The sequence below is a fragment of the Nitrosospira multiformis genome, assembly GCF_900111585.1.
In the GTDB taxonomy this organism is placed as follows: domain Bacteria; phylum Pseudomonadota; class Gammaproteobacteria; order Burkholderiales; family Nitrosomonadaceae; genus Nitrosospira; species Nitrosospira multiformis_B.
Genome location: NZ_FOHI01000007.1, coordinates 33,266 through 47,527, shown reverse-complemented (window position 1 = coordinate 47,527; position 14,262 = coordinate 33,266). Strand labels below are relative to the sequence as shown.

Sequence of the window (14,262 nt, the reverse complement as noted above, 5' to 3'; positions counted from 1 at the left end):
CCAGCTCATTGCGCTGCCTCCTGCAACTGACCTACCCACGCAGTATGACGTTCACGTTCCAGGATAATGGCGCGCGTGCGCATCAATATCACCGCGATGGCATACATCCAGCATGCGATTGACATGATCAGCATCCCTGTAAGCATGGTGGTGGCCATTTTCGGTGACTGCGTGAGACTGACGGAGGCGCCTTGATGCAATGTATTCCACCACTTCACGGAAAAATAGATGATGGGGACGTTTACCACGCCTACCAGAGCAATCACTGCTCCGGCTTTGTCCGCACGGCGCGGATCGTCTATGGCCGCCTGCAAAGACATGAAGCCGATGTAGAGGAACAGAAGAATCAGTTCAGAGGTAAGGCGCGCATCCCACACCCACCAGGTGCCCCACATGGGCTTACCCCACAAGGCGCCGGTCCAAAGCGCAATAAATGTGAACATTGCGCCAGTGGGGGCAATGGCGGTTGCCACCATGGCGGAAAGGCGGGTATTGAATGCAAGGCCGATACCCGACCATAGCGCCATGATGACGTATAGAAACATCGACAGCCAGGCCGCAGGGACATGGATGAAAATGATACGATAGGCTTCACCCTGCTGAAAATCGGTGGGAGCTACAAAAAAGCCGATATAAAGTCCCACCGCACACAATACAATTGCAGCAATGGAAAACAGGGGAATCATTTTGCCGGCGAGAAAATAGAAGCTAGCCGGAGAGGAATATTTAAACCAGTTTATCGCCATGTAGCAAAGTAGGTAGCAGACTCCATAATTGAGGCCTCGATGAGGCTTTGATAGATTGCGCCGTGCCATATGCTCATATGGCCGTATATCCCATGTGGCCGTGTATCCGGCAGGACACTGTCGGCCACTGCAACCCAATCTACCTACCCATCCTTACGCCCCGTGCGCGTAACTCCCAATTTTAACCTAAAAACCTCAAATTCAGAATTGGTTTGTTAAAAACTATCGCTTGATTGTAATCGGGAGGTGGATGTTGCGGAGGAGAGCGAGGAAGGGTGGATCGGTTACAGCCGATATACATGCAAAAATACGTGCAAAAGCAGGAAAACAGGATTTCGCGCAAGCTATCCTGGCACCATAATCACTTCATTTAGTCGAATAATCCGGCAGCCACTTCTTTCCGTTCGAGAAATCCGAAAGCAACCATGCAATTTTCCTGTTCCATTCCCTTACCTGCGACCCTTCGTCCCGGCGATATCCTAGCCTTTCATCGGCGCGACCGGCAAGAGATCGCAGAGCGTGTCAGCCATGCCTCTGTGCAAAAAGCCATGATTTGGTGTGACGCTCCGGCGTACCTTTCTATCAGCTTTGAGCCAGAATTGGCAAAGGCCTCACTGGTCATCGATGGCAAAGTAGCAGAGGATCGCCAGCCCATCTTCGAAGGTATGGTTCGGCGCATGCTGGGTCTGACCCAGGAGATCGAGATCTTCGAGGAACGGTATCGCGATCACCCGCAATTGGGTATCCTGATCGCGCAACAACCCGGTCTACGTGTGCCGGTCACTGCCACCCCATTCGAGGCACTGACCTGGGCAGTCACTGGCCAACAAATCAGCGTCAACGCCGCGGTTTCCCTACGGCGAAAGCTGATCGGCGCGACCAATATCCCTCACTCCTGTGGCCTGTTCTGCTACCCTGACGCGCGCCGGATTCTCGAATTGCCCGAAGAGACGTTACGGCAAGCGGGTTTTTCGACCACTAAAACCAGGACTCTGCTTGCACTCTCCGCCCTCGTGGCTGACAACGAGTTTCCATTGGATGCGTGGGTTGAGACGCTTCCGGTCGATGTCATTCGCGAAAAACTGGAAGCAGTCCGCGGCATCGGTCCCTGGACGGTAAATTATGGACTGCTGCGCGGCTTCGGTTGGCTCGACGGCTCACTGCACGGCGATGCAGCAGTCCGGCGCGGCCTGCAAGCCTTGCTCGGTGTGCAGGACAAAATAAGCGAGGAAAATACGAAGACCTGGCTCGCCCAGTTTTCCCCCTGGCGGGCCCTGGTTGGCGCCCATCTGTGGGCAGCCCAGGCTGCGATTGCCTGAGGAGAATTTGATGCGCCTCATTGTGGCCCCACAGTCTCGTTGTGCGATACGGACAGCAATTTGGATGATACGTTTTTGTGCCCTTGAGCAATAGGCAAGCCTGACGAATTTCCAGCGCTAAGATGCGGCAGTTATATCGATCAGTTCTATATCGGCAGCCACCAGTCCTTGGTCGAAGAATTTGGAAGCATTGGCGGCAAAGCGCTCGGGATCGTCGGTTGCCAGCATTTTAATCTGGCTCCTTGTTCCCGTAATTCCCGAAAGCTGCCTAGCGGCCGCTTCACCGCTGTTGATGAGTGTGACCGATGATCCCAGAATGTCCCGGAAGAGGGCTTCAAAGACAGGAAAATGCGTGCACCCGAGAATCAACGTGTCCGGCGCTTCGGCTGTGTCGAATATGGGATCGAGATACTGGCGGACAATAGCTGTGGCTATGGGACCTGAAGACCAGCCTTCTTCCGCAAGAGCCACCAGCATCTGACAGGCCTGGGACGATGCCTTTATATGAGGATTGATTTTTTTCAGTTCCTTTTCATATGCTCCGCTCCGGATGGTGCCGAAGGTAGCGATGACGCCGATATGCTGATTTTTTGTTGCCTGAATTGCCGCAGCCGCAGCCGGCTCGATCATGCCGATGACCGGCAGTGGAGCCGCTAGCGCGCGTACGGCCTCCAGCGCATGAGTCGATGCGGTATTGCAGGCGATCACGATTGCACTTGGGTTATAGTTCAGCAGAATCCTGCACAGGCTCTGGCTATAACGCTGCACGATTTCAGGGCTCTTGGTTCCATAAGGAAGGCGGGCGGTATCCCCTAGATAGACGTAAGATTCTTGCGGATAACGCTTTTTCAGCGCCTGAAGAACAGTCAATCCTCCGATACCGGAATCGAATACAGCTATGGGAGAAAATATTTCCGGCATCATTTATCTTTCACTCAATGGCTCACATGTACATATACCCGTGCTTCCTGTATCAGGCTAATGGAGACGGCCTCCAGCAGCGTGTTCATGAGCTCATGCGAGAATCCTCTCAGGTCGCGTCAAACCCAGGGTGGAACACGACTTCGCCTTCAGGCACGATCCCGGTGAACCCCAATCGCTGGAAATACTCCGGTGGCACGTCCCCATAGCGGAGTCCAGGATCACTGATGAACCCGAAACGGCTGTAGTAGCCAGGGTCGCCGAGGACAACGCACCCCTGGGCGTTCATATCTCTAAGGCGGGCAAGCCCCTCGCGGATCAAAGCCTGTCCGATGCCTCTTCCTTGCCGATCAGGTCGGACAGAAACCGGGCCAAGTCCATACCAGCCATTTGTTGCACCGGTGATTGCAACGGGCGAGAAAGCAACATGGCCGATGATCTCGCCATCCTCGATGGCGATGAGCGAAAGGATCAATGCTCCCGCGCTCCTCAACGCAGAGACAACAGCTCCCTCGGTCTGACTGCTATAAGGCATTTCCTTGAATGCGGCAGTTATGAGGCTTTGGATGGCGGCAATATCCTCGGGTCGTTCCAAGCGGATTTGCATGTAAACCTCCTGTCGCAATTGGCAACCCCTCTTCATCGCGCTCGCCGATACGTAATGAAGAGCTGCTGGGATTCTTCGACCTTCTTTATTCCAGGGATATACGCAGCGAGACCGCGGTACTCCACGGCGCCAATACGAGAGATGCCAGCAGGAAAGCGCCTAGCAGCGACATGTGTGCTCCCGCCCCTAACCCGGCGGTGCTTGCCTCCACTGCACCCGCACCGAAAATCAGCACAGGAATGTACAGCGGCAACACCAGCAGGGAGACCAATACGCCCCCACCGCGCAGGCCCAGAGTAAGCGCTGCGCCGATTGCGCCGATCAGGCTCAGCACGGGCGTTCCGAGCAGCAGGGAAGCGGTCAGCACAAGAAGCGCATCACTCGTCAGATCGTACTGAATGCCCAATACCGGCGCCATCAGTACAAGGGGAACCCCGGTCACGAGCCAGTGGGCCAATGCCTTGCCCAATACGAGCAGGGGGAGAGATTGGGGCGAGAGCAACATCTGCTCCAGCGTGCCATCCAGATAATCGCTGGAAAACATGCGTCCCAGTGACAACATCGAGGCCAGCAGAGCAGCCACCCAGACCACGCCTGGCGCCATGAGACGAAGCATGTTCATCTCTGGCCCGACGCCAAGCGGGAAAAGACTGACGACGATGATGAAAAAAAACAGCGTCGTCAGGACATCCGAGCGGCGTCTTGCCGCAAGCAGAAGGTCTCGCCGGAGGATCCAGAAAAACATGTCAGGTGAGCTGCAGCCGCTGGATGGCGGCGCCGGCTATCTCGATTTCCTGGTGGGTCGTCATCACGATCATGCCGCCGTGTTCCAGGTGCCGCTCTATCAAACCTTGTACCAGCTTGACTGCACTCGTATCGAGCGCAGTCAGGGGCTCATCCAGTATCCAGAGCACGGTACCGCATACCAGCAGGCGCGCCAGCGTCACCCGGCGGCGCTGTCCCTGCGACAACACCTTGGCAGGCAACAGTTCGCGTCCGCCCAATCCCATGTGCTGCAAGGCGTCATGGGCCTTGCGTTCATCCAGATCAACCCCACCCAGTGCGCTGGAGATGCGCAAATTCTCGATGGCAGTCAGATCGTCTTTTACTCCGCCTAAATGGCCGAGATAGGTCATCGCGCCAAAATAATCTCCGCCAAGAGAGCGAATCTGGATACCATCCCAGCGGATTTCGCCCTCGGCCGGCGAAGCCAGTCCACACAACATGCGTAGAAGACTCGTTTTACCGCTGCCGTTTGGACCCTGAACCTGCATCAACCCCCCGGATTCGAGCAAAAAATTGACGCCACTGAACAGCTTGCGGTCACCGCGGATGCATGCCAGGTCAATTCCTTCCAGCGTGGGCATTATCAGTCGCCAAAAAAGTCAGCATTATAGCGTAACGATAAGGCCGATGGCCTTTGGATTGATCTTCCAGTTTCTGCGGCAGTACTGCTGGAAATCAGTATGGTTTGGGTACAGCCGGGATATTCATGACATCACCGGTGGTGAGATTGGTCAGAATAGGAGAGATAGAAGCAGGGGAGGGAGGGCGAACAACAGGAATTTCGGAACAAGGCGACGGCGGCCAGTTATCTCGCTCCAGGCCTCTGGTTTGCATTCCCCGCGAAGATGTGAACCCGTCTCTCTTGTGTCAGAAGTACGGGAGTTTTAATCGTACTTCCAATGACGTTGGCAGCGCGTGAGGCATCAAAAGTACTTATTGCTTGAACTACTGCTTGAACTTTACCTCGGCGCGTTGCCTGATCTGCTCCAGCGACACGTCTTCCTTGCGCGTCGCGATGAACCAGATATGGCCGAAAGGATCTTGCAGCGCGCCTGATCGATCGCCATAAAACTGGTCTTCCAGCGGCTTGATGATCTTTGCTCCTTCTCCCACGGCCTGGTCAAACACCGCATCCACATCGTTCACATATAAATGCAAACCGACCGAAGAACTGCCGGATGATTGGGGATTACGGAAAGGCTTTTCTTCCCCGCAGTCATCCGCCATCATGATGCGTGAGTCACCGATCTGAATCTCCGCATGGCCGACTTTTCCATCTCGCGTATCCATCCTGAACAATTCCATTGCGCTGAAAGCACGTTTGTAGAATGCGATCGCCTCGGCTGCTCCATCGATGATGAGGTAGGGAGTGATGCTGTGGTAACCATCGGGTATGGGTTTATCGGGTATGGGTTTAACAATCATGTGCGGTTCCTTGGTTGATTGATGAACTCCCGAAGGGAGCGGGAGGATTGAGGGCGGAAACTGGAGCTTGCCGATGAACTTGCAATTGCCTGCGAATGGGAAAGAGTGGAAGTGGAGGGTGATTGAAAGACTCCCGGCCAGGACTCCCGACCGATTCCTCCTTCGGGCATTATTCGGGCTTTATCCCTTTACCCTCGATCACACCGTTCATCCAGGCATTTCAACAGTGTCGGCAGATCGATTCCCTGTTCTTTCAGCCTGTGTATGAGTTCGTCGCTGATCACATCCTTTTCCTGAAGGCAGTGCAGCAGGTTACAGAAATCGTTCACTTTGGGTTCGTTCGGATTCCATACATCGCCACCCGGGATCGCAACCGCAGTAAGCGTGCGTTCCCGTTCAAAAGGCGTTGCCCGTGCTGTTTCACCGCGTGCACGCACCCGGATGTGGAAGACGCCTTGCACCTTGAGTGGATAGGCAGCGGTAAATTGCCCCTGTGGATCGCGGCTGAGTGGGATAAGCTCAGAAATCCCATCCGGTCGCACTATCTCGGCCCAGACGCTTGCATTTCCCTGAAGCGGTGCGTCATATTCGTACAGCGCAGCGATCAGGTGAATGATGGCATCCACCTCGAAACTCGCTTGCTTGACGTACGCCATGAAGGTCAAGCTGGAATAGATGTGCGCGACAAACTCATAAGGCAGCGCCGCGTGCTGCGCAGCAGATACGGATGTTCCGCTCTGCAGTTTCAGTATTGCATGCCATTGCCCGGCATGGCTTTCGGCTGACTGGGCTGGAAGCACCGGCAACGCGCACCGGTAATAGGATGCATGCGGGCTCAGGATGAATCGTGAATTGGTTGACCCTGGGGGTGACGCTGGCGTAATACTGGAGCCGTCCGGCGCCTCAAGCTGAAAATCGATCGCTCGCGGAAAAGGGCTCAATACGATCAGATCCATTCCATAATCCGCTTCACAGATCGAAACCGGGATACGATGCTCCGATTCCCTGCTGAGAATACCCCGCGGATCGGCGGTGATCTGGGCATTCGATACGCCTGCGAGAATTTGCAGAAAATACTTGCTGAGCCGCATGGGCTGGTCGTCCGAAAGTGCGCCGGTCACCAGAAGATATCCGTTATGTCCCTGACATAGCGTCGTCAGTGCGGGAATGCTGATGTTGGAGGGCAGCCCCAGGCCAACCGCATAGGTATTTGCCGTGATGCTGCCCGTGACGTCGGCTAGAGGCGGGGGACGATTCCACATTCCATCGGTGAGCACGACCATGGCGGTAACGTCATAAGGCGTGGCTGCCGTCGCCTGCGCCTCATCCAGCATCTGCTTTCCATTCACGACCCCGTCACCGATGGAGGTGGCGCCAGCGGGGTCGATATCGCTTCCGGCAATATGTCCCATGGCAATGGTCCGCCCCGTACCGCCCGGAGCAGCGCCGGCTTCCTGGATTTCCATCAGACGCTGGGCCGCTTCGTTGAAGCGGACCAGGCCGATGCCGTCCGCCGGTTGCATGACACTGATAAAAACATTTGTGGCTTCGCGCAGTTTCTGCACCTTGGAGATGCCATCGCCGGCATCTTCATTCATGCTGCCGGAGCGATCGAGCACAAGCGCCACTGCAGAACGGGGACGCGCAGTCGTGTTGGCAGCAATGTTGATTACCCAGCTTTCCCCCGTCTGGACGCAGCGCACGGTAACGTTGCCGCTCGCAGTATCGCCCGGATTCGTGGAGGTGTAGGACAGCCAGAGCCGCACGTAGATAACCGGCAGAATCGGGTCGCTCGCCACAACAACGGAGGTGCCATTCGGTGTACCGAATCCGCCGGTAGGGCCTGCGGTAATCTCAAATGTCAGGCTTCGGCAGGACACCACTTCCCATAGGATTGCCCGATGTGTCGTTACACCGACACCCCCCATCCCGGCGGGAACATTCAGGAAGTTTATACTCGGGGTGGTCAGGGTGATCGATTCAGGGGGAAGAAACGGTTGCAGCGTTTGCCGGATTACGCCTGCGCAGACGGGGCAGAAAGGCGCGTAATCTCGCATATAACAGCTTGGCAGAGGGCGATAGGTGTCGCAGTCCGAGTAAATTGCGCCTTCATAGGTGCCTACCGCATCAGGTGCGGGAGGCAGCGCGGGTGGGACGCAAGCGGATGCCGCGCAACCGGGGTCGCATTGTGAAGGCATGGGAGTGCTCGGCGCGATGAGGTCGCGCCATTTGTTAGTGGTGGGGCTGGTGTCGCGTGTTACATTCGGCTGAGAAGGTTCTCCCGCCGGTGTGCCTGCGCCATTCCCCCCATACTCATCGGCCAGTCCAAAAGCGCTGTGTCCCATTTCGTGGATCGCTATCTGCGCCGCCTGGGCATGGGTGGAGCACGTGGCGATCATTCCGCCTGATCCTCCATACTTGCTCGAATTGACTATGCAAAGCACCTGATGCCTGAGTGGGACCTGGACGGACGCAACAGACAACGCGAGCCCGGCATCCACGGTGAGCAGACGATCGAGCGGTGTTCCGGCAAAGATGCTGCAAAATGTCGCGTCAAAATAGGTATTGGCCGTGGCTGGAGTTCCCCCGGCACATCCGGGATCATCTGCGCCGCTTTCATTCGACACGATGTCGACACGGTGTACATTGATCCCGCAGAAGAGTTCGTCCAGGGGCGGAATAGTGCGCAAGGCTGTAACAAAGTTCTGTACGTCGATATGGTACTGCGCCAACTCCGTCGCACGATATCCATCACCCAGGATGACCAGGTTCCATCGGACACTATCGGAGCCATGATCAACGATCTTCGTGGTGCCCACGACATACCCGTCACTCGCACTCATTGCATGCCCCCTTTCTCTTCCCTCGGTATGTCAAATCGGGCCAACTCGGTTGAGGTGGCACGCTGCTGTGCCCCCGTAGCAGAAAGAGCGGAAAGGTCCAGCGACTCACCTATCAGGGCAATGGATTCGGCAGCAGGATTATCCGGAAGAAGCACTTCAAAAATACTCTCCTTGACCTCCCCAAATTTTCGTTCGATCTTCCCATCGGGTGAGTGCACCTCAACGGAGCCGATGAGCGGCGAATGGATAAGCCGATGAAACAGGACCTGGTTGTTCCCGTCCCGGAGTTCCATCCAGAAGCCACCATTTTTCCTGGCCTGAGGCGCTTCTCCGACCGAAGGCGGACAAATCATGGGAAGTCGCTCGTACGAGACCAGGTGAACCGCTCCATCTGCAACCCGGAATGTGAGTCTCAGCGTCCTGCGCTGATTGGGGTCGAGCCGGCGGGATTGATCCGAATTTGGCATGCTTTCTCCTGTGGGTAGGACGGTATGGCTTACGGCCGCGATGCGTTGAAACTCGGTTCGCTGGTTCTAATCCTGTTGCCTGCTCCTGTTAACCTGTCGAATTCCGCTGAGCTACCCGGAGGCCATCTCAATTGCTTCTATAGCTTTGCGTTCCAGTGAGTCCCGGTCCCAATGTGCCAGGTTGGCCACAGCTTCGTAAGTAGTCTGGAAAAAGGAGAGGAGCATCTGGTCGGGATCTGTAGAAGCTCGCACGGTTTCATAAGGCAGTACGAATTTGTCCAGTTTGTCATGGAAATAGGCCGACTCCGGCTGAATGACGTATTTATCAAAACCTGCCGGCTCAGGGTAAGCGTACGCATAAAAAGCCGCTTCTCCCAGGCCCGTTCCGGGCCAGAAGCCTCCGCCCCATACCTCTTGCGTATAGGCTTCTTCCGTTATCCGGGCGGCGACATTAGGAACGCCACCTGGATGTTTCGGTGCGGTTCTTCCCGAAAAACGGGTGGCAGCCAGGTCGAACCATCCCCAGAAGAAGTGTACCGGGCTCGCCTTGCCCACGAAGCGGGCGCGAAAATCCTTGAGTACACGGTCCGCCTGGACGAGAGCCCGCCAGAAATGTGTCATGCTCTCGATATCATAGCTCGCATGCTGGTCGTCTTTTTCAAAAGGGATTGCTACTTCCACCTCGGAGGGTTTGGTGAGGATGCTGATCTCTATGTTCAATTCCTCGAGCACTCGCATCATCTGGTGGTAAAAATCCGCGACAGGCATGGGTCTCAATGCGAATGAGCGCTTCGTGCCTTCCGATGTGGAAATGTGCAGCATGTGGTCGATGAAATCGAAGTCGATGGCAAACACCAGCCCGCGGTAGGGGATGGGTGAAGTCGTGAGTCCTCTCGTGCTGACATAAAGTGTGCAGCCCCAGCTGTGATTGATGTCCGGCGAGAGCTTCAGCCGGATTTTGCCCACGATCTGTGTCCACATATGCACAGTGGTGCAGGTGTCCTGCCAGACTTCCAGGGGAGGCAGTTTCGGCCAACCCATCCCGATATCCGCTACATGTTTATTCGTCATAGGTATTGGGTCGACTCGTCGACGGGGGAAAATGGAAAAATCGCATAACTACAATGCCTCTTGCCATTCGCTGCCATTCATCTGGCCCGTCATATCGGAACCGGAGCGAGCGGAGCGGATAGAATTTCTCGTTCAGATCAAGGGAAATCCGATGGGAGCTCCGGGCATGGACCGCATGTTCCGGCCTCGTGATCGTAGCATCCACATTCGCCGGTTTCCTAACAAACGACCCATACGCTGCCGGTTATCGCCCTTCAATGGTTCGAGAGGCTTCAATTTTTCCTGGGTGGATTCAGGCATTTCCAATTCTCCCTGAAACGATTTGATTGAAAGCTTTGCTTACGGAAGTCTACTGGCCTTACAGTTTTTTCTAGTTCATGTTGTTTCAAATAGCAAGAAGCTTTAGAGGCTCTCCGCGACACAAGAAAGCGGGGAGAAATGCAGATCAATAAACCCGTTCCTGAAGGTGAAGGATTTGACTGGATCGGACAAGTTTTCTGCGGTGGCTGTGGTGGTGGCAGAAGGGCGATATACAATATGGACTTACGCTCAATTGGGCGAAAAGACTGGAATATCAAGGCAGACCATCATTGCGGATAAAGCTGATTGCGAAGGGTATCCAGGTTTTGGAGCAGGTTGGCCAATTCGATGGCAGAACATTTTTTCGGTAACAAGTAATAGTAACAAGTAATACAAAGGGAAGAATAATCGATTTGAATAGTTCGGATGCCGGTTTCATGCATGCTGCATTGGAGCTTTCTGCCCAGGCGGAACAAGCAGGCGAGGTGCCGGTTGGAGCGATCGTAGTCAGGAATGGAACAATTGTTGGACGCGGTTATAATTGTCCCATCTCGACATCAGATCCCACTGCACATGCAGAGGTGATGGCCTTACGGGATGCAGCCCGTCATCTCGGCAATTACCGGCTGGCGGACTGTACGCTCTACGTGACTCTGGAGCCCTGCGCCATGTGCATGGGAGCGATTTTTCATGCACGTATCGCCCGGCTGGTGTATGGGGCTGCGGATCCGAAGACGGGTGCATGCGGAAGCGTGATTAACCTCTCCACCGAGCTTCGGCTCAACCATCACTTGCAGGTGGCAAGAGGGGTGCTCGCAGAGGAGGGGGGGTATAAGCTGAGGCAATTCTTTGCGAAGCGACGCGAGGCAAAAACAACGAATAGGGAAGAGATTGATGAGAATTGAAGTTGGTATTCCTTCTCAAACACTTGATTTACATGATAACGATGTCGTCAGGCGCTACCGTATCTCTTCGGCGAAAAACGGCGTGGGCCAGGAAAACGGCAGCTTTTGTACACCATTAGGCAGACACATCATTCGTGCCAAGATCGGGACTGACCAACCGGTCAATACGGTATTCGTGAAACGCCGTCCCACCGGCGAAATTTATACGCCAGAACTTGCTGCGAATTTCCCCCGCCGGGACTGGATACTGACCCGCATTTTATGGCTCTCCGGTTGTGAACCCGGCTTCAATCGTCTGGGAAAGGTGGACACCATGCGTAGGTATATCTACATTCATGGCACTCCCGACAGCGTGGAGATGGGCAAACCCGGCTCCATCGGCTGCATTCGCATGCGGAATCAGGATTTACTTGAGCTGTTCGACCTGGTGGAGGCGGGAACGGCGGTGGATATCAGGAACACTTAAGTATCACCAGTCCTCTGATTTCAAAAGGATAGAAGGAGCAGAGGGAGCAAAGTTGAATCCAAAAGGATGCAGAACAGAAAATGTTTTTACTAACCCCATCATTTCAGCACTGACGGCGGCGAGGCCTGTGACAAGCAGGAACGGGAATGTTTCTCATGACCCCCATTTGATGATCGGTACTGTTCAACTCTGCGAATAGCTCCACGCTCGACATTTCCTACCTCGCCGCCCGTTGAAAAAGCGGCGCAACAAGGGGACATCGGTGAAGCTCCACCACGGCACGGCGATAGCTTTGCCTGCCTGGGAGATTACCTTGCCGCTTTGGACAAGCGCATGAAGCATGGACAGTTATGGCTGTAACAAAGCCCGGGTATAAGGAGAAGAGGGTGAATTCGGCGCTTCCTGTCCACTTCATCCATGAAACACAGCTTTGCTATCCAGTCCAATTTGAGTGGCAAGGTGTTTTCAGGTATCATATACGTCCATGACAAAGTACGCGTTGTGGCTGTCTCCTTATGACAAAGTCGAATCGACCAGAAAGAGGTGCGCGTCGCTGGTTGGAGCAAAGGGCGTATTTATGATCGGCGTCCAATGACAAAGTACGTGTTCGTGACTGGAGGGGTGGTTTCTTCTCTGGGGAAAGGCATCGCCGCCGCTTCTCTCGCAGCCATTCTCGAAACCCGCGGCATCAAAGTTACCCTGCTCAAGCTGGATCCTTATATCAACGTCGATCCAGGCACCATGAGTCCCTTTCAGCATGGCGAGGTCTTCGTCACCGAAGATGGCGCGGAAACGGACCTCGACCTGGGGCACTATGAGCGCTTCATCAGTGGCAAGATGAAGCGGCGCAATAACTTTACCACAGGCCAGATTTACGAGAGCGTGATAAAGAAGGAGCGGCGCGGCGACTATCTGGGCGGCACCGTGCAAGTCATTCCGCATATCACGGACGAAATCAAGCATTACATCAGGGTGGGTGCCGGAGACGCCCAGGTAGCCATCGTTGAAATCGGTGGAACCGTAGGGGATATTGAATCACTGCCCTTTCTGGAAGCTATCCGGCAGATGGCGGTTCAGCTCCCGCGGGAAGATACCTGTTTCATTCATCTCACATTGCTGCCCTATATCCCCTCCGCCGGGGAACTGAAAACCAAGCCAACGCAGCACTCGGTAAAGGAGTTGCGCGAAATCGGCATTCAGCCGGATGTGCTGTTGTGCCGCGCCGACCGTCCACTGCCTGCGGATGAGCGCCATAAGATCGCACTGTTCACCAATGTTCGGGAAGAGGCGGTGATTCTGGCGCTGGATGTGGACAGCATCTATAAAATCCCCTCGCTGCTGCACGACCAGATGCTGGATGAAATCGTCTGCCACAAGCTGAACCTGCTTGCCAAGGCGGCGGATCTCAGTATCTGGAAAAAACTGGTTCACGCGCTGGAGCATCCGGAGCGGGTGATAGAAATCGCGCTGGTTGGAAAATATGTCGATCTGACGGAGTCTTACAAGTCTCTGTCAGAAGCGCTGATTCACGCGGGAATTCACACGCGCAGCAAGATCAACATTCATTATGTGGATTCCGAGAGTATAGAAAAGGACGGTACCGGCTGTCTGGAAGGCATGGATGCTATCCTGGTGCCCGGGGGTTTTGGAAAACGTGGAGTAGAGGGCAAGATCATGGCTATCCATTTCGCGCGTACCAACCGCATTCCCTACCTCGGCATCTGCCTTGGCATGCAACTGGCGGTCATCGAATACGCGCGTAACAAGGCTGGCATGCAAGGGGCCCACAGTACCGAGTTTCATCCTGAGACAGCTTATCCCGTTATTGCACTGACTATCGAATGGCGCTCCCGTGAAGGCCAGTTGGAAATCCGGACTGCGGACTCCGATCTCGGAGGGACTATGCGTTTGGGTGGCCAGGAATGCTTGCTCAAAGAGGGATCTCTTGCCCGCAGAATTTACGGGTCCGACAAAATTATCGAACGGCATCGGCATCGTTACGAGGTTAATAATCAATACATCTCTCGTCTGGAACAGGCGGGGCTGAGTATCAGCGCAGTATCGGCCGGAGAGGGGTTGTGCGAAATGGTCGAATTGCCACAAACCGAACATCCATGGTTTGTTGCCTCCCAGTTCCATCCCGAGTTCACCTCGACTCCCCGGACTGGACACCCTCTCTTTGCGGCATTCATCGAGGCGGCCGCTGTATTCGCGGACAAGAGCCTTTCCAGCGAAGGAGTGATATCGACCGATAAACCTGAACGCACCACAACGGGCGCCTATATCCAATAACTGTATTGTTGGAGACGCCTTTCAAGACCGTTTCAGCCTCTAGTCCTCAAGCCGATCTCCGTAGTCCTCGGAAAATAGCAGAACCGTTTTTAATAACTTGCAGATAAATGATCA

13 protein-coding genes are annotated in these 14,262 nt (G+C 54.8%); 4 read left to right on the top strand and 9 right to left on the bottom strand.

Annotation, left to right across the window (positions count from 1 at the left end; genetic code table 11):
- Positions 1 to 5 precede the first annotated feature (5 nt).
- Entirely contained in the window at positions 6 to 746 is a 741-nt protein-coding gene (gene ccmC / locus BMW46_RS11155; RefSeq protein WP_074708546.1) for a heme ABC transporter permease CcmC, read from the bottom strand.
- A 425-nt stretch (positions 747 to 1,171) separates the two neighbouring features.
- Between ccmC and BMW46_RS11150 the strand changes: the two genes are divergently transcribed.
- Positions 1,172 to 2,065 carry a DNA glycosylase family protein gene (locus tag BMW46_RS11150; RefSeq protein ID WP_074708544.1) on the top strand — a complete coding sequence of 298 codons (894 nt, stop codon included), beginning with the start codon at positions 1,172 to 1,174 and terminating at the stop codon, positions 2,063 to 2,065.
- A gap of 117 nt (positions 2,066 to 2,182) precedes the next feature.
- Here the strand turns inward: BMW46_RS11150 and murI are convergent, their stop codons facing one another.
- The 8 genes from murI to BMW46_RS11110 all read right to left on the bottom strand — a co-directional run bounded on the left by murI (position 2,183) and on the right by BMW46_RS11110 (position 10,185).
- Entirely contained in the window at positions 2,183 to 2,989 is an 807-nt protein-coding gene (gene murI, locus BMW46_RS11145) for a glutamate racemase (protein ID WP_074708541.1), read from the bottom strand.
- Positions 2,990 to 3,095: 106 nt separating this feature from the next.
- Positions 3,096 to 3,593: a GNAT family N-acetyltransferase gene (locus tag BMW46_RS11140; RefSeq protein WP_074708538.1), complete on the bottom strand. Its 498-nt coding sequence runs from the start codon at positions 3,591 to 3,593 to the stop codon at positions 3,096 to 3,098.
- A gap of 85 nt (positions 3,594 to 3,678) precedes the next feature.
- On the bottom strand, positions 3,679 to 4,338 hold the full coding sequence (ccmB, locus tag BMW46_RS11135; RefSeq protein WP_074708536.1) for a heme exporter protein CcmB: 660 nt from the start codon (positions 4,336 to 4,338) through the stop codon (positions 3,679 to 3,681).
- 1 nt (position 4,339) lies between these two features.
- Positions 4,340 to 4,960, bottom strand: a complete 621-nt coding sequence (gene ccmA / locus BMW46_RS11130) for a cytochrome c biogenesis heme-transporting ATPase CcmA (RefSeq protein WP_074708533.1) — start codon at positions 4,958 to 4,960, stop codon at positions 4,340 to 4,342.
- Positions 4,961 to 5,324: 364 nt separating this feature from the next.
- Positions 5,325 to 5,804 carry a VOC family protein gene (locus tag BMW46_RS11125; protein WP_074708531.1) on the bottom strand — a complete coding sequence of 160 codons (480 nt, stop codon included), beginning with the start codon at positions 5,802 to 5,804 and terminating at the stop codon, positions 5,325 to 5,327.
- 188 nt (positions 5,805 to 5,992) lie between these two features.
- The gene (locus tag BMW46_RS11120) at positions 5,993 to 8,647 is read right to left on the bottom strand and encodes a M64 family metallopeptidase (protein ID WP_074708528.1); all 2,655 of its coding nucleotides are present in this window, start codon (positions 8,645 to 8,647) and stop codon (positions 5,993 to 5,995) included.
- The gene (locus BMW46_RS11115) at positions 8,644 to 9,114 is read right to left on the bottom strand and encodes a hypothetical protein (protein WP_074708525.1); all 471 of its coding nucleotides are present in this window, start codon (positions 9,112 to 9,114) and stop codon (positions 8,644 to 8,646) included. The genes BMW46_RS11120 and BMW46_RS11115 overlap by 4 nt, the downstream gene beginning before the upstream one ends.
- Positions 9,115 to 9,225: 111 nt before the next feature.
- Positions 9,226 to 10,185, bottom strand: a complete 960-nt coding sequence (locus tag BMW46_RS11110) for a DUF5996 family protein (RefSeq protein WP_074708523.1) — start codon at positions 10,183 to 10,185, stop codon at positions 9,226 to 9,228.
- 713 nt (positions 10,186 to 10,898) lie between these two features.
- Between BMW46_RS11110 and tadA the strand changes: the two genes are divergently transcribed.
- From tadA to BMW46_RS11090, 3 genes are all read left to right on the top strand, one after another.
- The gene (gene tadA / locus BMW46_RS11100; protein ID WP_074708517.1) at positions 10,899 to 11,390 is read left to right on the top strand and encodes a tRNA adenosine(34) deaminase TadA; all 492 of its coding nucleotides are present in this window, start codon (positions 10,899 to 10,901) and stop codon (positions 11,388 to 11,390) included.
- A complete protein-coding gene (locus tag BMW46_RS11095) occupies positions 11,380 to 11,856 on the top strand; it encodes a L,D-transpeptidase (protein ID WP_074708515.1) in 477 nt (158 codons plus the stop codon). Before tadA ends, BMW46_RS11095 begins: the two co-directional genes overlap by 11 nt.
- A 591-nt stretch (positions 11,857 to 12,447) precedes the next feature.
- On the top strand, positions 12,448 to 14,148 hold the full coding sequence (locus tag BMW46_RS11090; protein ID WP_074708512.1) for a CTP synthase: 1,701 nt from the start codon (positions 12,448 to 12,450) through the stop codon (positions 14,146 to 14,148).
- Positions 14,149 to 14,262: the final 114 nt, after the last annotated feature.